Origin of the sequence: Halomonas sp. PA16-9 (genome assembly GCF_009728585.1) — a bacterium.
Taxonomy (GTDB): Bacteria; Pseudomonadota; Gammaproteobacteria; order Pseudomonadales; family Halomonadaceae; genus Vreelandella; species Vreelandella titanicae.
The window spans coordinates 57765-78242 of record NZ_CP040452.1; the positions used below are offsets into that span (position 1 = coordinate 57765).

The following is a 20478-nucleotide window of genomic DNA, read 5'->3' on the forward strand; positions in this document are numbered from 1 at the left end:
GCATTTCCTAACGTCGGAGCGCCCCTTCATGCCCGTTCATACCCCTGCTGCCTTGCCTCTTGCACCCGCTGCTGCCGCAGCCCCTATGCAGCCGGTGTGGGACGAAGCGTTACTGCGTCGCTACGACACCAACGGCCCACGCTACACCTCCTACCCCACGGCGCTGTCGTTTCACGACCAATTTACCCCTGGCGACCTGACCCAGGCATTGGAGCGCAGCAATGCCAGTAAGCGTCCGCTCTCTCTGTACGTTCATGTGCCCTTCTGCCGCAAGATCTGCTTTTACTGCGCGTGTAATAAAATCGCTACCAAAAACACTGCCCTTGCCGAGCCCTATATAGCCCGGCTTGACCGTGAAATGGTGCTGACCGCACGCCACTTGGATACATCACGACCGGTGGAGCAGTTGCATTGGGGCGGCGGCACGCCGACATTTCTCAGTTTGAACCAGATGGGCGACCTGATTGATCGACTGGATGCACGTTTTGGTCTTTCATCGTCTGCTGATCGCGATTACGCAATTGAAATAGATCCTCGCGAAGCGGATGTGTTTACGCTGCGCCATCTCGAATCCCTCGGCTTTAATCGCATCAGCCTGGGCGTGCAGGATTTAAGCCCGCTGGTGCAGAAAGCGATTAACCGTATTCAGCCTCGGGTACTTACCGAAACGCTGATGGAGGAGGCGCATCGCCTGGGCTTTCGCTCGCTCAATCTCGACCTAATTTATGGCTTGCCATTTCAGACTGAAAAGAGCTTTGCCAACACCCTACGCCAGGTGATCGAGCTCAACCCGGCGCGCCTTTCTGTGTTTAATTACGCGCATATGCCCGAGCGTTTTGCCCCGCAGCGGCGCATTAATGTCGATGACTTGCCAGGCGGAGAAGAGAAGCTAGCGATTCTGCGCACCACCATCGAAATGCTCACCGCAGCTGGCTATGTGCATATCGGTATGGATCACTTTGCCCGCCCTGACGATAGCCTGGCTATTGCCCAGCGCGAAGGCTCGCTGCAGCGCAACTTCCAGGGCTACTCCAGCCATGCTCAGTGCGACTTAATCGGGCTTGGCGTATCGGCGATTTCGCGCATTGATGACGTCTATGCGCAGAACCCGAGCGATCTGGCAAGCTACGAAGCGACGCTGGATCAGGGGCAGCTTGCCACCGTGCGTGGCATACGCTTAAGTGATGACGACCTGATCCGGCGGGACGTGATTGAGCGGCTGATGTGCGATATGGGCATTGACCTGGCCGCCGTTAGTCAACGCTGGAACATCGATGCCCCCCGCTACTTTGCGCCAGCGCTTGAGCGCCTGCAGAGCGCCGAACAGGATGGCCTGCTGACCCGCCGCGGTGATCAGCTTAACGCCACGCCGACGGGGCGGCTGCTGATTCGCCATATAGCAATGGCGTTTGATACCCATCTTTCCGGGCAAACGGGACAACAGTATTCTAAGATTGTTTAATCACCTTATTGCAGGCATGCTAAAGCGACTATAATAAGTAAGGATTTTCTAATTGATAAGCGGGACCCTCTCAAGGAGCAAAGCATGTTGGAACCCATGAGCCGTCGGCGCTCGCTACTCCATGAAGCTCGCTGCCAAACCTGCAGTTTGAGCTCACTGTGCCTGCCACTTGCCCTTGAGCTGGACGACGTGGGGCAGTTCGACGCCATTATTCGTCGTCGCGCGCCGCTGAAAAAAGGCGAACCGCTGTTTCGTCAGGGCGACACCTTTACCAGCGTTTACGCAGTCCGTTCGGGCAGTTTGAAACAGATCACCGCCGAAGGTAACGGCAGCGAGCAGTTGACCAATTTCTACCTGCCCAGTGAATTGGTGGGGTTGGATGGCATTGACGAAGAGCATTACCCCGGTAGCGTTATCGCCCTGGAAACGACCACCGTCTGCGAGATTCCTTTTGACCGCCTGGACTTACTCTCGGAGGAGCTACCCGAACTGCGTGGCCAGCTTTATCGTAGCATGAGCAAAGAGTTGCGCGATGACCGGCGTATGATGCGGCTACTTTCGCGTAAAACCGCCGATCAGCGGCTAGCAAGTTTTTTGATTACCCTCTCGGATCGTTTTCGTCGCCGGGGCTACTCGCCTTACAGCTTTCGCCTCTCAATGCCCAGGGCTGATATCGGCAACTACCTGGGCTTAGCGGTGGAAACGGTCAGCCGCATACTAAGCCGCTTTCAGCAGCAGAGCGTGGTGGCGGTCTCCGGGCGAGAGGTCAACATTCTCGATATGCCGCGCTTGATTACCCTCGCCGAAGAGGAAGAGCAAACAGTTAGCTGACGTTAAAGGCTTGGATACGCCCCGCCAGTAGCTCTGCTTGCTTGGCCTCAAGGCCTTCAAAATCGAACAGGCTGCGGTCGGCCAACTGGGAAGGGGCAATGTTGGTGACAGCCTTGAACATGCTCTCCAGGCGGCCAGGAAACTTTTTGTCCCACTCGGCGAGCATCTCTTTGACCACCTGACGCTGCATATTAGGCTGTGAACCGCACAGGTTGCAGGGAATAATCGGAAACGCCATCAGCCGCGAAAACTCGGCGATATCAGCCTCTTTGCAGTAGGCCAACGGCCGAATAACGATATTCTTCCCATCATCGGATAGCAGCTTTGGCGGCATCGCTTTCAGGTTGCCGCCAAAGAACATATTGAGAAACAGTGTTTCGAGAATATCTTCCCGGTGATGGCCCAGGGCTATCTTATTGGCGCCAATCTCTTCGGCAAAGCCATACAACGAGCCGCGCCGCAGCCGTGAACAAAGCGCGCAGGTGGTTTTACCTTCCGGGGTTTTCTCTTTTACCACCGAGTAAGTATCGCGCTCGACAATGTGGTACTCCACGCCCTGCTTATCCAGATACGCAGGCAATACGTGCTCGGGAAAACCCGGCTGTTTTTGATCCAGATTGACCGCTACCAGCGAAAAATTGACCGGCGCATTGCGCTGCAAATTGCGCAAAATCTCCAGCATCGTGTAGCTGTCCTTTCCACCGGAGAGGCAGACCATTACGCGATCACCTTCATTGATCATTTGATAATCAATGATCGCATTGCCCACTTCTCGGCGCAGACGCTTTTGCAGCTTGTTAAATTCACGCTTCTGCTTCGCATCAGCCAGCTCAGGCTGGTCGTGCTCAGCGTCAGCTGGGGTGGCTCCAACCGTATCAAGGTGAGCAGGATCAAAGTGATCAAGAGTTTGCATGGTATAAGCACTGCCGAGGGTAGAAGGCGTGAGAAAAAAGTAATAACTATTCTAACAACACTCACCGCCTGACCCAACTAATCAGACGTAGCCACACAAGATATCGCAATTGGAAGTGACTATTTTGACCGCTGCACCATACCTCGGTGCGAGGGCAGCTTGGAGCGAGGGTCTTTTGTCATGGATGACAAAAGTAGCGCCCAGGGAGGGGTTCACAGCGCCCTCGCGGAAAGCTGTCCTCGCCACGACGAAAGAGACTACTATGCCACCTGCGCCATAATACGCTGCAGGCGCATATACAGCAGTGCGCTGGCGGTGGCCTCTCCAAGCACACTCTGCATGCCCATGACGGGTACTTGCCAGCATGCCAACGCCTGGGCGAAGCTGCTGGGCGCTTCGACCTCCGGGTGCAAACGGCGCAGTTGGCGCTGATGCAGTTTTGCCACATCGACCTGGGCGTTGGGCAGGGCAAAATTCAGCCGCTTACTGAGTAGTGCATTCAATGCTCCAATGCGCTTCTCTAACTGCCAGCCAACGATGGGCCGATTGCCGATAAATTCTACTAGCGCGCTCAAGTTATCACTATTTGGTGGCAGTATCTCCCCCGCCTCGCACAGCAAGTGATGACGGCGCAGCGTTGCGCTCTCGGGCTGCTTTGCGCTACCAAGGGTGATCACAAAAGCACGACTGGTATGCACCTGCTGATGGCTCAGCACCACTGCCGCCACGCTGATCACAGGTGATGATTGCGTGGGCGTTGCTGTGCAGGCGAGCGCCACCAGCTCTTCGCCCATATAGGGCTGAAACAGCCAGGCATAGGGGGAATCTGCACAACGACGCCGGTCACTTTCACGCCTTAACAAGGTGCGCAGCGAGCCGCTAAATAGCGTCACATGTCGATCTAACAGCCGCATTCCGCTCACGAATACTCCAAATGGTAACGGTGGGAAAGCCGCTGCTTAAAGTCTTTGACAATATGCATCGCTTCGCGCAGTAGTCGCGCTCCAGGGAAGAGAGGTTCTGCACCACGACACGGTTAGCGCGTCTGCTGCTTTGGGCGTTAGTTTCTTTCGCATCCGCAGAAGTTTCCAGCGTACTTAGCTGCTGCTTGAGGCGCAGCTCAGAAAAGAGCGCCAACGCTTCGCCCAGGTCATCGGCAAAACGGCGATCCAACCGGCCGTCAGTAACCAGGGCATCCAAGCGATCAAACGTCGAGGTGGCTTTGATGCGCCGCTCAAGCGCCATGGTGCGCACACCGTGCACGATAGGGAAAATACCGCCTTTCTTGATATCGATACCGTGCTGAGCTTTTTCAGCGAACCAAACAGCGTCAGCGGCGTCGAAAAGCGCAGCGCCGTGCGGGCAAAATAGGAAAGCAGCAGCTCATCGCCCGAGCAGCGTTCAAACAGCTCATCGCGCACGCTCTCAAGCAAGCTCGGGTTGCCCGCCACGCCATGAGCATCGAGCATAATGGCCAGCTTCATCAGGCTATCGCCATCACGCTCCCTGGCCCACTTGGCAATATTACCTTTCCATTGGGATACCGTGGCCACCCACTCGGGTTAGACACCATAATGTTGCCGGGGCACGGCGGGTAACCAAGCTGAATCAGGGTATCGGTGAGCGTTTGCATATGGCTGGCAAGATCAGGCCACTGGGTTTCATCGGCAAGAATCAAGCCGTTATCCTGATCCGTTTTTAGAATCTGCTCACCGCGCCCTTCGCTGCCCATCACCATCATGCAGCTCTGCTCGTGATAGCGCTTATCGACAGTGAACTCCCAGGCCTTGCTAATAATACGGCCGTTTAGTGCCGCAAGCAGATCCATCGCAAGCGCAGCTTAACGCCCTGGGCCATCAGCGCTTTGACCAGCTCCGGGGTGCGCTGACTGGCAGCTGAAAGCGCCTCTAAGTTGGTCGCCTGCTCGATCTGCAGGCTCACCACATAGCTGCGGCTTGAGAAGTAGCTAAGCACGTCGGTGAGCTCTACAACGCCTTTCAAGACGTTTTGCTCCATCACTACCACCCGCGCCACTTTATGGCGGGTCATCAGCACCAATACTTCAAATAAGTACTGATCCGGTGCGACGGTCACCAAGTTAAAATGGGCGATCTTATCCACCGATGATGTTACCGCGCTGCCCTTTAGCACTAAGGCGTTGAGCAGATCGGTTTTGGTCACCATGCCGAGGGTGTCGTCCTGGGTCGACACCAGCAGGCTGTCGGCGTGACTTTCGTTGAGCTGTTTTACAGCGCTAGCGATATCGGTCGTCGCTGCCATCAGCAGTGGCGCACGCATGCACTCGCTTACCTTGGCCAGCATAAAGCCTGCCATGGTGACGCCACCTTCGGCGCGCTTTTCGGTCATCAGGCGCGCCTTATGGGTCAGCGATTGGCGAAAAAAACTGCTGAAATCAGGATAGTGGCGACACAGCTGCTGAAACAGTGCTTTAGGCATTAGGTAACACAGGCACTCCTGTTCAGCCTTAAAGCGGTAGCGGCTTTTACCGTTGAGAATACTGATCGCGCCAAACAGGTCCCCTGCCGTGTAGTGACCAATACGCGCGGTAGATGAGGGCAATGTAGGATCGATTTCCGCCACTTCGCCTTTATGGATCAGATAAACGAACTCACCCGCTTGGCCAGTCTCTAAAATGATTTCGTCACGATCAAAATAGGCCAGGTCAATGCCACGACGAATGTGGTCACGCCCCTCATCGTCAAGGAGCGTAAACGGCAGTTGGGATAGATCCACATCGACCATGGGGTATAACCTCATTAAACGGGCTGCGACTAACCGGGTTGTGTCTTAAGGCGCGCTAGCAGACATAAGCAAAAATAAATAAACGTCGTGACTCGATACTGGCCCACATAAATTGGCCCACACCAGCGCTTCAAAAAAAATGTTATCGATTATTATATGAAGGTGGCTGTACGGGTATAAAGGATTCACTTCCCAAGTAGCAAGTATAACCTTGTTATACCTTTAGCTATCACGCTAAAGTCGAAGCGACTTTTGATACACGACCAAAGTATCGACACTTACTAACCGTGCTTCCGGCAAAACCCAGGACATGTATTTAAAGTAGCCAATAACTGCTTTTATTTGCTCACTAGACTATCGTCCTATAGCTCTTCAAACGCCTACAAAATTCGCTTAAACAGCCTCTAAAAACTCGTATTTTCAATAACATGCATCTTACCAAAAGCCAATTCGTCGTTTATTGATACCAAAGTCTGGGATTTATTTTTTGACGTTTATTGCCCAGTATTAACAATGAGTCATGCAGGGTAATCGCACGTCACTAACTAACTCGACATTTCATATCGAATAATAAGGTGATGTGCTAACAGAAGCTGACTCACCACTCCTATCGATAGGGTGGCTTTAGACGTGCGATTGCCCTGATGGGTCACACGCTATTCCTCGTGAACTTTCCCAACCTTAAAAATCACAAGTGGAGAGCAACACAATGGCAGATGACAAAACCAACGCTGCTGAATACTGGAAAGCAAACGTCCGCTTAATTTTCGGATGCCTGGCTGTTTGGGCATTTGTTTCTTACGGATGCGCTATCCTTTTTCGCCCGCTGCTCGCCGGTATTCCGGTTGGCGGTACCGATCTTGGCTTCTGGTTTGCACAACAGGGCTCAATCCTAACGTTTATCGTGCTGATCTTCTTCTATGCCTGGAAGATGAACAAGCTCGATCAAAAATTTGGCCTTGGGGAGTAAGCCGGTATGAGCCAGTTTGCAATTAACTTACTGTTCGTCGGCGCCTCTTTTGCCTTGTATATAGGCATTGCGATTTGGGCGCGCGCCGGCTCAACGAAAGACTTCTATGTCGCGGGGGGCGGGGTTCACCCGATCACCAATGGCATGGCCACCGCAGCGGACTGGATGTCAGCTGCATCGTTCATTTCCATGGCGGGCCTGCTAGCCTCAGGCGGCTACGCCAACTCTACTTTCCTAATGGGCTGGACTGGCGGCTACGTTATCCTCGCGATGCTGCTAGCACCTTACCTGCGTAAGTTTGGTAAGTTCACCGTGCCTGACTTTATCGGCGACCGCTTCTACAGCAACACCGCTCGCTTAGTGGCTATCGTCTGCTTGATTGTGGCGTCGGTTACCTACGTTATCGGTCAAATGACCGGTGCGGGCGTAGCGTTCTCTCGCTTCCTTGAAGTCAGCAACACCTGGGGTATTTGGTTAGCCGCGCTGATCGTTTTCCTCTACGCCGTATTTGGTGGTATGAAAGGCATTACCTATACCCAGGTAGCCCAGTACATCGTTCTAATCATCGCTTACACCATTCCTGCGGTGTTTATTGCCTTCCAACTAACCGGCAACCCGATTCCGATGTTCGGTATGTTCAGCACGCATACTGAATCCGGCATTCCGCTGCTGGCTAAATTGGATGACGTGGTTAGCGCACTTGGCTTCCGCGACTACACCGCCGATGTGGACAACAAACTCAACATGGTGCTGTTTACCCTGTCGCTGATGGTCGGTACTGCCGGTCTACCCCACGTTATCATTCGCTTCTTCACCGTCCCGAAAGTAGCCGATGCTCGCTGGTCTGCTGGCTGGGCGCTGGTGTTCATTGCCCTGCTTTACCTCACGGCTCCTGCGGTCGGTTCAATGGCACGTCTGAATCTGGCGACCACCGTGTACCCAGAGATGGCGGGGCAGGTTGAAAACTACGAAGAGGCTGCGCAAAACCCGATTCTGTACGAAGAACGCCCTGATTGGGTTCGTACATGGGAAGAAACAGGCCTTATCACCTTCAACGATCTCAACAATGACGGCCGTATCCAAATGTATAATGATGCTGCCGACTACTCTGATCGTGGCTGGGAAGGCAACGAGCTAACCGTCAATAATGACATACTGGTACTCGCCAACCCGGAAATTGCCAATCTTCCCGGCTGGGTTATTGGTTTGATTGCAGCGGGTGGTATCGCCGCAGCACTCTCGACAGCTGCAGGCTTGCTGCTGGCGATCTCGTCGGCGATCAGCCACGACTTGATCAAGACCATGATCAATCCCAAGATCACCGAGAAAGGCGAGATGTTGGCAGCGCGAATCTCCATGGGTGGTGCCATCCTGTTGGCCACTTACCTGGGGCTTAATCCGCCGGGGTTTGCAGCACAAACGGTGGCATTAGCCTTTGGTATCGCCGGTGCATCACTGTTCCCCGCGCTGATGATGGGTATCTTCTCCACGCGGATGAACAGCTCAGGCGCGGTCGCCGGTATGCTGGCGGGCTTGATTTGCACCCTGCTTTACATCTTTACCTACCTGGGCTGGTTCTTCGTGCCGGATACCAATATGCTGGCAAACACGCCGGATAACTGGATCTTTGGCATCTCGCCGCTCTCCTTCGGTGCCGTAGGCGCGATGATCAACTTCGCCGTTGCCTTTGCGGTTTCCAGAGTGACAGCTGCACCGCCGCAGGAAATTCAGGATCTGGTGGAAAGCGTTCGCTATCCGAAAGGTGCTGGCATGGCGATAGACCACTAAGTCATACTCCTTCCTGATGCGTTATCGCCATACGGCGATAACGCTTTGGAATCGACCTCATCATCGGGCTTCCTTAGGGAGGCCCGATGGCTTTTATAGATAGCTTTTATAGACGGCTTTTTGAAAGGATAAATTATGATTTGGCACTTGATCGCCGCCGTTTTTGCAGGCCTTGCGGCAGCCGGGATTGGCCTGATACTGCGCAATTTGAGCGGCAAACGTTTACCCAAATGGATAGTCCCGGTGTGTGGCGGACTGGGTATGCTGGGTTATCAAGTTCAGGTGGAGTACAGCTGGTTTGACCACAAGCAGGCACAACTGCCCGAGACCGCCACGGTCATTTCAACCGAAAGCAGCACGGCGGTATGGCGCCCATGGACTTTTGCCATTCCGATGATCACCAAATTCAGCATGGTGGATAGCGAGAACATCCGTATTACCGAGCAGGATGACACCCGTTTAGCGGAATTTATCCTTTATCAGTTTGAGCGCCATCACACCGATATTTTGATCACCCAGCCCTATCTACTCAACTGCGAGAGCCGTGAGCTAGTGCCCCTGGATAAAGACTCCCGCGACCCTATCCTCGAAGAGATACGCACGCTGCGCGAAACATCACCGCTACTCAACAACGTATGCGCCTAGACAAATAAACAGCCCGTGGTACAAACGGTCGTACACGACCCGTTGTTTCGCCTAGAATGAAGCCTTTTGACTGGCGCACGTTAAACACTCTGGCGGGGAGAAAGGCATGTTTCACGGCGGGCTACTGGTAGCGGTTTCGTTACTCTACATTGCCGTTCTATTCGGTATCGCTTGGTACGGTGATCGCCGCGCGCGTACCCACGGCGCCACCCGTCGGCGTCCGATCATCTATAGCTTGGCACTGGCCATTTACTGCACCTCGTGGACGTTTTACGGCGCGGTTGGCCAGGCAGCCACCGCGGGATGGTCGTTTGCGAGCATCTTCGTCGGACCGATTTTAACGTTTTTACTCTTCTGGCCGGTGCTGGCCAAAATGATCCGCGTTGCCAAACATCAAAACGTCACCTCGATTGCCGATTTTATTGCCTCCCGTTACGGCAAAACCCAGTCGCTGGCCGCCTTTGCCAGTCTGGTTGCCCTGGTCGGTACCCTGCCCTACATTGCCCTGCAGCTAAAAGCAGTTTCCACTACTTTTAGCGTTCTTACCGATGCCACCGATGTGACCCATACGCCGTTGTTTGGCGACACGGCCTTCTATGTGGCCATTGTGATGGCAATTTTCGCGATTCTATTCGGCACCCGCCACACCGATGCCACCGAACACCACGAAGGCTTAATCCACGCCGTGGCATTCGAATCGCTGGTCAAGCTGCTCGCCTTCGTGGTGCTTGGCGCCTTTGTTACCTGGGGTATGTTTGATGGCCTGGGTGAGCTGATGGGGCATGCCGAAAGCCAGCTCGAACTCCAGCGCCAGCTGGCCAACCAGGATTTTGGCCAAAGTTTCTGGGCCCAAACGCTGCTCGCGATGCTGGCGATTCTGTGTCTTCCCCGCCAGTTCCATGTGGCAGTGGTGGAAAACATTCACCCTGACGACGCCACGAAAGCGCGCTGGCTGTTTCCACTTTACCTGTTGGCCATTGCCTTTTTTGTGGTGCCCTTAGCCGCCGCTGGTCTGCTGCTGTTTTCCGAAAGCGGCGTAGAGCCCGATACCTACGTACTGGCTCTATCCATGGCCTCGGGCCACCAATGGTTAACGCTACTCACCTTTATCGGCGGTTTCTCGGCGGCCACGGGCATGGTAATTGTCGCCGCCGTGGCCGTGTCGATCATGATCTCCAACGAAATCGTTATCCCTGCGCTGTTCCGGCTGCGCTGGTTTGATACCAAGGCACGGGATTATGGGCGCTTGGTGCTACGTGCGCGGCGTTTAACCATTGTTGCCGTACTGGCCATGGCCTACGGCTTCTACCAGCTGATTGCCGAATTTACCTCGCTGGCCTCGATTGGCATGCTCTCGTTTGCCGCTGCCTCGCAATTTGCCCCAGCGCTGATTGGCGGCCTCTACTGGAAGCGCGGCAACCGGCTTGGGGTGATTGTCGGTATGAATGCGGGCTTCGCCATCTGGGCCTATAGCCTGCTTATGCCCGCGATGATCAATGCTGGTGTACTGCCGACTGGCTGGCTTGACGGCGGCCCGTTGGGGCTCAATTGGCTATCGCCCACGACGCTATTCGGCCTCAACTTAGGTGACAGCTTTACCCACGGAGTGATGCTGTCACTCGGGGTAAACCTGTTCTGCTACATTTTCGTTTCCCAAGTTACCTCACAGCGAGTGGTCGAGCGTATTCAGGCCTCACTGTTCGTGGATAGCGTGGAAACACGCCAGACCTCGGTCAACCGCCCTGGACCGGGGCGACCACCGTGGGCGATTTAAAAGTCCTGTGTGAACGTTTTCTAGGCGCGGGCCAGGTCGATCGCGCCTTTGAAGACTACGCCCGCCGGGTGGGTAAACCGCTGGACGACGGCACTCGCGCCTCAATCGATATTATTCAGTTCACTGAACGCTTTCTGGCTTCAGTGCTTGGCGCTTCATCGGCACGCATCGTGGTCAACTCGGCACTTCAGGGGCGCGGTATCGGCATCTCGGATGTGATTTCGATTGTCGATGAAGCCTCCCAAGTGCTGGAGTTCAACCGGGCGCTGCTCCAGGCCACCATTGAAAACATTAACCAGGGCATCAGCGTGGTCGATCAGAACCTTCGCCTGGTGGTGTGGAACCAACGCTACCTTGAGCTTTTCCGCTTCCCTGACCACCTGATTCGCGTTGGCGCCCCCATAGACCGTATCTTTCGCTATAACGCCCACAACGGCGAGTATGGTCCGGGTGACCCGGAAGAGCACGTGCAGCTACTGCTCGACAATATTCGCGAAGGCCAACCCCACCGCTATGTGCGCTACCGCCAGGACGGCAGCGTGCTGGAAGTGCAGGGCAACCCAATGCCTGGCGGCGGTTTTGTGTATACCTACCAGGATATTACCCAGCAAAAGCGCATCGAAGAGGCTTTGATTCGCTCGGAAAACAATATCCGTATCTATACCGATAACGTGCCCGCGTTGATTGCCTACTTCGACAAAGAGTGCCGCTACCTATTTACTAACCGAGCCTACGAGCAGGCGTTCAATATTGACCGCAACGCGGTCATTGGTCGCCGCTTTGAAGACGTGCTGCCAATTAAGCAGGCGGAGAGCGCGCGCCATGGGTCGCACGCGCCTTGAACGGCGAACGGGTCAGCTTTGAAGTCTCGCTGCGGGTGAATGAAGCCATGCGCTATATGCTGGTCACTTACACGCCGCACTTTGGTGACAGCCAGGCGATCCTGGGCTTCTTTGCGCTCTATCAGGATATTACCGAACGCCGTCAGGCTGAAATTGCCCTTAAAGAGACCAATGAAACCCTGGAAGAGCGCGTGCGTGAGCGTACCCAGGCGCTCTCTGAAGCCAACGCGGCGTTGCGCCAGGAGAACCGGGTACGCGCCGAGGCAGAGCTCGCCCTGCGCCAGGCTAAGCAGCTCGCAGAAGATGCCAACGCTTCCAAAACGCGCTTTTTGGCCGCGGCCAGCCACGACTTGCTGCAGCCGCTTAACGCGGCACGGCTATTTACCTCCGCGCTGATGCAGAACGTGACTACGACCGACACCCAGCGCATCGTTGGCCATATCGATAACTCGCTGCAGGCCGCCGAGGAACTGCTAAGCACCCTGCTGGATATCTCCAAGCTGGACGCAGGAGCCCTAACGCCCCGCCGCAGTCACTTTGCCCTAGCGGATATCTTCCGCCCGTTACGCGCCGAATTTGAGGTGATGGCGGATGATCGCGGGCTGGACTTAGAAGTCGTGCCTACCCAGCTTTGGGTCGACTCAGATCCTCAAATGCTGCGCCGTATCGTGCAAAACTTCTTATCCAATGCGATTCGCTACACTCAAGAGGGGCGCGTGCTGTTGGGCTGCCGCCGCCAAAACGGCTGGCTCTCTATTGAAGTGTGGGACAGCGGCCCCGGCATTCCCGAGTCTAAATTGAGCGAAATTTTTCAGGAATTCCGCCGATTGGATCAGGTCTCCCGCCACAAAAGAGCGAGAAAGGGCTGGGGCTAGGGCTCTCCATTGCCGACCGTATGAGCCGGGTGCTGGATCATCCTATCAAGGTACGCTCGACGGTAGGCAAAGGCGCGGTTTTCTCGGTTAGCGTACCGATTGTCACCGCCCACGAGTCAACCAGCACCGAGCTTGAGCCGCATGCGCGGCGCGGCAGCCATAAGCTGAGCGGTACGCGGATTGTATGCATCGATAACGAGACGCTGATTCTGGAAGGCATGACCGCCATGCTTAGCGGCTGGGGCTGCGAGGTGTTTACCGCCACCAGTATCGGCGGGGCCAAATCGATCCTACGCAATATGGATGGCGACCCTGACGCTATTCTGGCGGACTACCACCTGGATAACGAAGTCACCGGCTTAATGGCGCTGGAAGCACTCAGCGAACGTTTTGAGGGGGCGGTACCAGGGATTGTGATTACCGCTGACCGTACCGAAGCGGTGGCTGAAGAGATCAAGCGGGCGGGCTATCAACTGCTGCTGAAGCCCGTTAAACCGGCGGCACTACGGGCGCTACTGACGCGCACGTTGCAGGCCAACCGGGCGGCGCGCTAAGCGCGCCGCGGTTAACACAGTCGTTGCTTGCTACTTGCTTAGGAAACGACTTTCGGCGGCTCGACTTCAAGCTTCTGAGCCGCGATAACCGCCTGGGTACGTGAGTGTACGCCCAGCTTGCGTAGAATCGCGGTCACGTGGGCTTTGATCGTGGCTTCAGAGACGCTCAGTTCATAAGCGATCTGTTTATTCAGCAGGCCTTCGGTCAGCATATTCAAGACGCGGAATTGCTGGGGCGTTAGCGAAGCAATCGCCTCGGCAAAACGCGACTCCTCTTCGCTGGTCTCTTCCAGCACGTTGGCCAACGCCTCAGGTAACCACACCTCGCCCTGCAGAATTTCGCCGACGGCTTCAGCAATTAGTTGTAGAGACGATGATTTAGGGATAAAACCCGACGCGCCGTAGTCAATAGCACGACGAACCACGTAGGGTTCATCACTACCAGACACTACCGCAACGGGGATATCAGGCATTTGACCACGCAGTTGGATTAAACCAGAGAAGCCATGGGCTCCCGGCATATGCAGATCCAGCAGAATCAAATCGGCATCTGGGTGGCGATTCACCACGTCAGTGGTGGCTTCCATGGTGTCCGCTTCGACAATTTCCGCCTGGGGGGCCAACTGGCGTAACGCTTGGGTCAGCGCTGCACGAAACAGCGGGTGATCGTCAGCGACGATAAACTTATGAGCTACTGCCATGGATATTCCTCCGGTTCCTCGAGCAGCGGGGTTGTCTGCCGCCGCGACGCTAGGCTCTTACGGTTGTGAAGCATGGTACCCCATGGGCTTCATCATGCCCAAGCATCACATGCACAATTTATAATAGATCGTTCACACAAGTGAAACACGTGTCCATAAACGCTTATCTATAAACGCGCCTCTATAAACACAACCGTGCCGACCTACTCAGGTCGGCACGGCTTTGAGTCGGCACACAAGCTCTATTGGCTAAACAGCCTATCGCGTTGTCGCCATTATTGGTTGGCGCGATGCTCAATCAGCTCATCGACCACCGACGGGTCGGCCAGCGTACTGGTATCACCCAAACCATCACACTCATTGGCGGCAATCTTGCGCAAAATGCGGCGCATGATTTTACCCGAGCGGTTTTCGGCAAACCTGGCGCCCACTGGATGACATCCGGCGAAGCAATCGGGCCAATATCTTTGCGCACCCACTGGGTCAACTCTTTTTTGAGTTCGTCTGTCGCCTCGATACCGTCACTCAGGGTGACATAGATATAGATGCCTTGTCCCTTAATATCGTGCGGGAAACCAACAACGGCTGCTTCTGCAACGGCGCTGTGCGCTACCAGAGAGGACTCTATCTCGGCGGTGCCCATGCGGTGACCCGACACGTTCAGCACGTCGTCCACACGTCCGGTGATCCAGTAGTAGCCATCCTCATCGCGGCGACAGCCGTCACCCGTGAAGTACATACCGTCGTAGGTCGAGAAGTAAGTCTGAACATAGCGCTCGTGGTCACCCCAAATAGAGCGCGCCTGACCCGGCCAGGCGTCAAGGATGACCAAGTTGCCTTCAGTGGCACCTTCCAATTTATTGCCTTCGTTATCGACCAGCGCGGCTTCACACCGAAAAACGGTACGGTCGCAGAGCCAGGCTTAAGCGGGGTAGCGCCCGGCAGCGGCGCAATCATGATGCCGCCGGTTTCGGTTTGCCACCAGGTATCTACAATCGGGCATTTTTCGTTGCCGATAACGCGGTAGAACCACTCCCAGGCCTCCGGGTTAATCGGTTCGCCCACGGAGCCCAACAGCCGCAGGCTATCGCGTTTGCTGGAGTCCATGACGTTTTCGCCATGGGCCATCAGAGCACGCACCGCGGTGGGCGCAGTATAGAGAATATTAACGTTGTGCTTATCAACGATATCACCCATACGGCCATGGGTGGGATAGCTGGGCACGCCCTCAAACATCAGGGTAGTCGCACCGTTGGCCAAGGGGCCATAAACGATATAGCTGTGCCCGGTAACCCAGCCAACGTCCGCGGTGCACCAGTAGATTTCACCCTCTTGATAGTCAAACACGTACTGGTGGGTCATGGCGGCGTAGGTCAGGTAGCCGCCGGTGGTGTGCTTCAAGCCTTTAGGCGCACCGGTAGAACCCGAGGTGTAGAGAATGAATAGCGGGTCTTCGGCGCCCATGGCTTCCGGTTCACACTCGTTGGACTGCTTGTCGACCAGCTCGTCAAACCAGACATCGCGACCCTCTTTCCACTCGATCTCACCGCCGGTGCGCTTCACCACCAGGACGTTTTTGCACACATCAGTGCCGTCACGGGTCAGCGCGGCGTCCACGTTCTCTTTCAGCGGTACGTGCTTACCACCGCGCACCGACTCATCAGCGGTAATCACCAGCTTGGAGTCGGCGCCAATAACCCGCTGGGCAACGGCGTCCGGCGAGAAGCCACCAAAGACAACCGAGTGAACGGCCCCGATGCGCGAACAGGCCAACATAGCCATGGCGGCTTCGGAATCATAGGCATATACAGCGTAACGGTATCGCCTTTATCGATACCCAGCTCTTTCAGCGCGTTGGCTAGCTGGTTCGTGCGTGCATAGAGTTCGCGATAAGTAATGTGTTTGGACTCATCGGGTTGTCGCCTTCCCAAATGATCGCTGTCTGGTCACCGCGCTTATCCAGATGGCGGTCAAGGCAGTTGGCGCTGACGTTAAGCAGGCCATCCTCAAACCAACGAATATCGACATTGTCACGCGCAAAGGAGGTGTTTTTGATTTTGCTGGGCGCTTTAATCCAGTCGAGGCGTTTGGCTTGCTCAGCCCAGAAGCCTTCCGGGTCGTCTATCGACTGCTGATACATGGCCTCATATTTGGCTTTATCGGCCCAGGCATTGGCGGCGAAATCGTCGCGCACCGGATAGACCTTCTGTTGATCGCTCATAAAATTGCCTCTGTCCGTGAAAATGCACTCTCTAAGAAACTGTAGTCGATACGATTATTTATGGGCTTATTGACCATTATCGGGCGTATCGGCTGCCATTAATGTTCCCCTAGCATAAACCTCCTCGCGCAGGCTTCCCTTTAGACATTGGTATTATCATTTTTTATTTAAAAAACAACATTTATAAACAAATCACGAGACGACTTCCGGCCTGTAGACCAAGGTCTTAGCGCAGTGTCGGCAACGATAATGACGCCCGTTTACCACTAAAGCATGACGTCTTGGGGTAAATTGATGAAAGCGGCAATCGCATTGGTAACGATAAGGTGCGGACTGCGCCTGCTTAATATCAACCGATGGGTAACACTGGGAACTAAACCAAAAAGGTCGCGCATGACCGTTTTCCACTCGCGGCCGTGGGGTTTTAAACGCGGGCCGTTGTCCAAATGAAACACCAGCCAGTGAGCCATTTCGTGGGGAATCACCTCATCAAAAAACGCCGTGCGGTTCTCTCTCAGTAACACCGGGTTCAAGCGTAACCCGCCGTGGCCAAGATGCGCCTGGCCGGCCGAAGCGCCGCGCAGGTTAAACCACACATTTGGGGCTGGCAGCGCTGGGCACACTTCACAGCAGCGCTGCCACGCTTGTTCGACGCGAACTCGCGCGGCCTGATGCAACTCTGTTTCCGACATAGCCGCCAATTCAGTGGCAGGCCAAGGAGGCAGTGGTGACGTCTTCATTAGTGATAAACTAGCCGTTATAGGTAACCATTGATGAACGTTTGTATTAACGAGGCTTTACTCATGGCAGAGCGCAGCGATACGCCTGAAACGAACACGCCACCGCAGCCACTGCTCGAGGATGAGCAGTTGGATAGATTGGACGACTTCCTTGACTCGGATCAAGTGGATGAAGACGCCCTGGATCTTATTTCCACCCATGGCTTTTTAGTGGCCCTTGCCGTGGCACCCAGCGAAGTACCGGCGACCCAGTGGCTGACTGAGCTGTTTCAGGGTGAGCCTCGCTACGCCGATGACGCCGAGCGTGATGAGATTATTACCCTGCTCACACTGTTACGCGACAACGCGGTGGCGGTACTCGAGCAAGGCGGCTTACCGGAACTGCCGTTTGAACTAACGTTGGGAGGAGAACCCGCCGAGGAAACCCCTATAGGCGACTGGTGTGCGGGCTTTATGGAAGGCGTCTTCAGCGACGAGAGCGCTTGGTTCCAGGACGATGAAGAGGCCGCCGCCGCCCTGCTGCTACCGTTTATGCTGCTCTCCGGACTGTTCGACGATGAGCCGGACTTGGCCGAGCTGGCTAAAGATCAAGAACGCCAGGAGTCGCTGTAGTGCAGTTGCCGGAACTGGTTTTGGATCTTTACCTGCATTACCGCGTGCCACCGGAAACGCCCAAACCCAAACCGCGTAAAAAAAACGCCTGCAAAAGGTAAAAAGCGCTAGGTGCTTAGGCTAAATACTTAGCGTAGACACTATTTAAGCCGCGTTACCATGGCATCCAGCACGCCATAGATCCACTCACGGGCGCGCTGCCTCCAGGGGCGCGCCGCCCAAGCCGCGGCGTCTACCTCCTGGCTGGCGGCAAAGTTTCGCTCGAACAGTTCGCGCACGTCCGCCGCGAGCTTCGGATCCATTGCTTCCTGGTTTGCCTCTAGGTTCCAGTGCAGATTCCAGTGGTCAAAGTTACACGAACCAATGCTCACCCACTCATCGGCGAGCACAAATTTAGCGTGGATAAAGGTCGGCTGAAACTCAAAAATGCGCACCCCAGCCTTGAGCATGGTGGATAAAAGCGCTGACCGGCAAAGCGAACGCTGGGATGATCATGCTTTGCCCCCGGTAGCAGTAAGCGTACGTCTATCCCTCTGCGAGCCGCCCGAACCAAACGCCGACGCAGGGCAAAGGTGGGCACAAAATAGGGTGTGCATAACCAGAGTCGTTCATTTACCTGGCTGACCCGATAATGCAATGAGTGGCGAATCGCTTGATAACGATAGCCACGCGCCGACATCGCCCGTCCAGGCACGCCATTGGCAAGCGCCTGAGGCTCACGACGCTCTGGGAGAGCCGCCGCACGTCTATCGCCCTTCTCGACGCGGGTCAGCCGCGAATGCCATAGGCGCCGAAACAGCAGTTCCCAATCGGCCACCACCGGCCCTTCAATACGCAGGGCAATTTCGTACCAGGCATTCAAAAACTCATCCACCGCGCCAAAGCCACCGTGAACGCCAGCTCGCCGTCAATAACCATTATTTTGCGATGGTCACGACTCAGGTTCAGCGCTAAAGAGTGGAAACCAATGGGGTTAAAAAAGCGCAGCTGAACATCGCCCTGCTTCAGGCGCTGGCGATCACTCCCGGAGAGGCCCATCGAGCCATAGCCATCCAGCAGTAAACAGACGCGAACACCGCGCTGCGCTGCATCAGTCAATACCTCAATGACTTGATCTGCAAGCTCCCCTGATTCCATCAAGTAGAGCTCTACCAGCACATAGTGCCGCGCATTATGCACCGCTTCAAACATAGCGGGCAGAAAGCGTGAGGCCTCCGGCAGCAGCGTAAATCGATTACCTTCTCGCCACGCGTTCTGCATGGGTGCTCCTTGTTAGCCACTGATAAGTACACTAACGAGCTACCGTGCTAATGAGCGATGTACATACAGATCGTAGCGGCTGTTTTACCCTCAAGGGTATGTTGCGGCACTGGCCCCGCAATAGGCGGCGCCTTACGGGGGCGCTTAACCACCACGCGATGAGTGGCCACATCCAACGCCGCTTCTAGTAATCGCGGGGCATCGTTATCATCACCAGCCAACTCGCGGAACAGACGCATCTCTTTTTTCACCAACGCTGATTTCTCACGATGGGGAAACATCGGATCCAGGTGTATCACCTGCGGTGAAAAGTGAGCACTGGCAACCAATTCAGCCAGGAATTGAGCCGCATCCCCATGACGCAGTGTCATGCGGGCAACAATATCCACTGTATCGCTATGCCTGGAGGCACGTTTCAGGCCATCCTCCAGCGCGCTGCAATCGCTGCAACCCGCTCAATTAACAACACCTGGGCACCTAGGCTGGCCAATACAAACGCATCCCGCCCCAACCCTGCCGTAGCATCAACGATGCAGGGCGTCACGCCTTGGAAAGCCCACAGGCCTTTGCGACCAGCTGACCACGCCCACCACCAAAGCGGCGCCGATGGGCCGCTTGCCCGCCACAAAATCAACGCTGAGCCCGGCTTGCCGTAGCGTTTTTCATCACCGACCAGCGCCAACCCCTCATCGCCCTGCACCAAGCGCAGGCCGTCAGGCAGAACGATGCTCTCAACATCGCTCAACATCGCTCATGCGGGCTTTTTCCAGGCAAACGTCGTTTGCGCAGATAAACCGGCTGAACCAAGTGCGCGGCCTGCCCCAACCCAGCGGCAAAATCACGCGCCGCCAGCCACGCCATCTCTTCGGCGCGGGGCTCTAAATCATCCAAATGCTGGGGCATGCTAAGCTGTACATCGACAGTGAAGCGCTCCCACAGCGTAAAGCCGCTGCCTACACCTACCCAGTCGGTTTCGTCGCCTGGCAGACGCAGCGACTCAGGGGCCATCACCGCCTCGGCGCTCATCGGAGTAATAGTGTCTTTTAGGCAGTGCCACGTCGCGGCGTACACCTCGCCCATGCGGGCATCTAAGGCGTCACCACGTTGGCTGAGGTGATAGCGACGATGGGCCTGAAGGGCCAGCGCCTCTAAAGTAGACACCCACCAGCAACGGGCAGTCCAAACCAAACGCCAACCCTGGGCTGCCCCCGCCGCGATACGCAGTCCGGTAAACGAACCCGGCCCCGGCCAAACGCAACGGCATCAAGCTGGGAAGGGGTTACCTGCGCTTCGGCAAGCACTTCGTCCACCATCGGCAGCAGCCTGCGGTATGGGCGCGGGGCGTCATCTCGAAGCGCGCCAGGCACTCAGTGCCCGAATCACCCTGGCGCAGTAAGGCTGCAGAACAGGCGCTTGAAGAGGTGTCCAGGGCAAGCAGATGTAACGGCATAGCAAGTGGCCACTCGAAAGAAAGGTTGCGGCATTATACCTTTGTCACGCCAATACGACGATGACCCCATTAGGCGG

12 protein-coding genes and 6 pseudogenes are annotated in these 20478 nt (G+C 55.5%); 7 read left to right on the plus strand and 11 right to left on the minus strand.

Annotated features, from left to right (window positions below; genetic code table 11):
* Window positions 1-28 precede the first annotated feature (28 nt).
* The gene (hemN, locus tag FDY98_RS16745) at window positions 29-1462 is read left to right on the plus strand and encodes an oxygen-independent coproporphyrinogen III oxidase (protein ID WP_027958141.1); all 1434 of its coding nucleotides are present in this window, start codon (window positions 29-31) and stop codon (window positions 1460-1462) included.
* Window positions 1463-1546: 84 nt separating this feature from the next.
* Entirely contained in the window at window positions 1547-2293 is a 747-nt protein-coding gene (fnr, locus tag FDY98_RS16750; RefSeq protein WP_022522221.1) for a fumarate/nitrate reduction transcriptional regulator Fnr, read from the plus strand.
* On the opposite strand, the gene ttcA is transcribed toward fnr, so the two are convergent.
* The 3 genes and pseudogenes from ttcA to FDY98_RS16765 all read right to left on the minus strand — a co-directional run bounded on the left by ttcA (window position 2286) and on the right by FDY98_RS16765 (window position 5969).
* Window positions 2286-3206, minus strand: coding sequence for a tRNA 2-thiocytidine(32) synthetase TtcA (gene ttcA, locus FDY98_RS16755; protein WP_027958142.1), 921 nt, complete (start codon window positions 3204-3206; stop codon window positions 2286-2288). The genes fnr and ttcA overlap by 8 nt on opposite strands.
* Window positions 3207-3466: 260 nt before the next feature.
* Entirely contained in the window at window positions 3467-4120 is a 654-nt protein-coding gene (locus tag FDY98_RS16760) for a DNA polymerase III subunit epsilon (protein ID WP_035537845.1), read from the minus strand.
* A gap of 5 nt (window positions 4121-4125) precedes the next feature.
* A pseudogene (locus tag FDY98_RS16765) lies at window positions 4126-5969 on the minus strand (DUF294 nucleotidyltransferase-like domain-containing protein).
* Between the two features lie 709 nt (window positions 5970-6678).
* Between FDY98_RS16765 and FDY98_RS16770 the strand changes: the two are divergent.
* The 4 genes and pseudogenes from FDY98_RS16770 (at window position 6679) to FDY98_RS16785 (ending at window position 13417) form a co-directional block, all read left to right on the plus strand.
* Window positions 6679-6939: a DUF4212 domain-containing protein gene (locus FDY98_RS16770; RefSeq protein ID WP_007113808.1), complete on the plus strand. Its 261-nt coding sequence runs from the start codon at window positions 6679-6681 to the stop codon at window positions 6937-6939.
* Between the two features lie 6 nt (window positions 6940-6945).
* Window positions 6946-8727, plus strand: a complete 1782-nt coding sequence (locus FDY98_RS16775; protein ID WP_009287414.1) for a sodium:solute symporter family protein — start codon at window positions 6946-6948, stop codon at window positions 8725-8727.
* 135 nt (window positions 8728-8862) lie between these two features.
* Entirely contained in the window at window positions 8863-9372 is a 510-nt protein-coding gene (locus FDY98_RS16780) for a hypothetical protein (RefSeq protein ID WP_022522135.1), read from the plus strand.
* 106 nt (window positions 9373-9478) lie between these two features.
* A pseudogene (locus tag FDY98_RS16785) lies at window positions 9479-13417 on the plus strand (hybrid sensor histidine kinase/response regulator).
* Between the two features lie 38 nt (window positions 13418-13455).
* Here FDY98_RS16785 and FDY98_RS16790 read toward each other — a convergent pair.
* From FDY98_RS16790 to FDY98_RS16800, 3 genes and pseudogenes are all read right to left on the minus strand, one after another.
* The gene (locus FDY98_RS16790; protein WP_007113812.1) at window positions 13456-14118 is read right to left on the minus strand and encodes a response regulator; all 663 of its coding nucleotides are present in this window, start codon (window positions 14116-14118) and stop codon (window positions 13456-13458) included.
* A 275-nt stretch (window positions 14119-14393) separates the two neighbouring features.
* Window positions 14394-16339, minus strand: a pseudogene (gene acs, locus FDY98_RS16795) (acetate--CoA ligase).
* 192 nt (window positions 16340-16531) lie between these two features.
* Window positions 16532-17079: pseudogene (locus tag FDY98_RS16800) on the minus strand (SprT family zinc-dependent metalloprotease).
* A 63-nt stretch (window positions 17080-17142) separates the two neighbouring features.
* Between FDY98_RS16800 and FDY98_RS16805 the strand changes: the two are divergent.
* The gene (locus FDY98_RS16805; RefSeq protein ID WP_340147007.1) at window positions 17143-17691 is read left to right on the plus strand and encodes a YecA/YgfB family protein; all 549 of its coding nucleotides are present in this window, start codon (window positions 17143-17145) and stop codon (window positions 17689-17691) included.
* A gap of 140 nt (window positions 17692-17831) precedes the next feature.
* Here FDY98_RS16805 and FDY98_RS29650 read toward each other — a convergent pair.
* The 5 genes and pseudogenes from FDY98_RS29650 to FDY98_RS28425 all read right to left on the minus strand — a co-directional run bounded on the left by FDY98_RS29650 (window position 17832) and on the right by FDY98_RS28425 (window position 20318).
* Window positions 17832-18370 (minus strand): annotated as a pseudogene (locus FDY98_RS29650) (phospholipase D-like domain-containing protein).
* Window positions 18371-18549: 179 nt separating this feature from the next.
* Window positions 18550-18951 carry a phospholipase D-like domain-containing protein gene (locus tag FDY98_RS29655; protein ID WP_442907988.1) on the minus strand — a complete coding sequence of 134 codons (402 nt, stop codon included), beginning with the start codon at window positions 18949-18951 and terminating at the stop codon, window positions 18550-18552.
* Window positions 18952-18990: 39 nt separating this feature from the next.
* Window positions 18991-19699 (minus strand): annotated as a pseudogene (locus FDY98_RS16815) (class I SAM-dependent methyltransferase).
* The gene (locus FDY98_RS28420) at window positions 19693-20139 is read right to left on the minus strand and encodes a tRNA threonylcarbamoyladenosine biosynthesis protein TsaB (RefSeq protein ID WP_340147008.1); all 447 of its coding nucleotides are present in this window, start codon (window positions 20137-20139) and stop codon (window positions 19693-19695) included. The pseudogene FDY98_RS16815 and the gene FDY98_RS28420 overlap by 7 nt, the downstream one beginning before the upstream one ends.
* Complete coding sequence (locus FDY98_RS28425; RefSeq protein ID WP_340147111.1) at window positions 20100-20318, minus strand: hypothetical protein; 219 nt, start codon at window positions 20316-20318, stop codon at window positions 20100-20102. Before FDY98_RS28425 ends, FDY98_RS28420 begins: the two co-directional genes overlap by 40 nt.
* Window positions 20319-20478 lie beyond the last annotated feature (160 nt).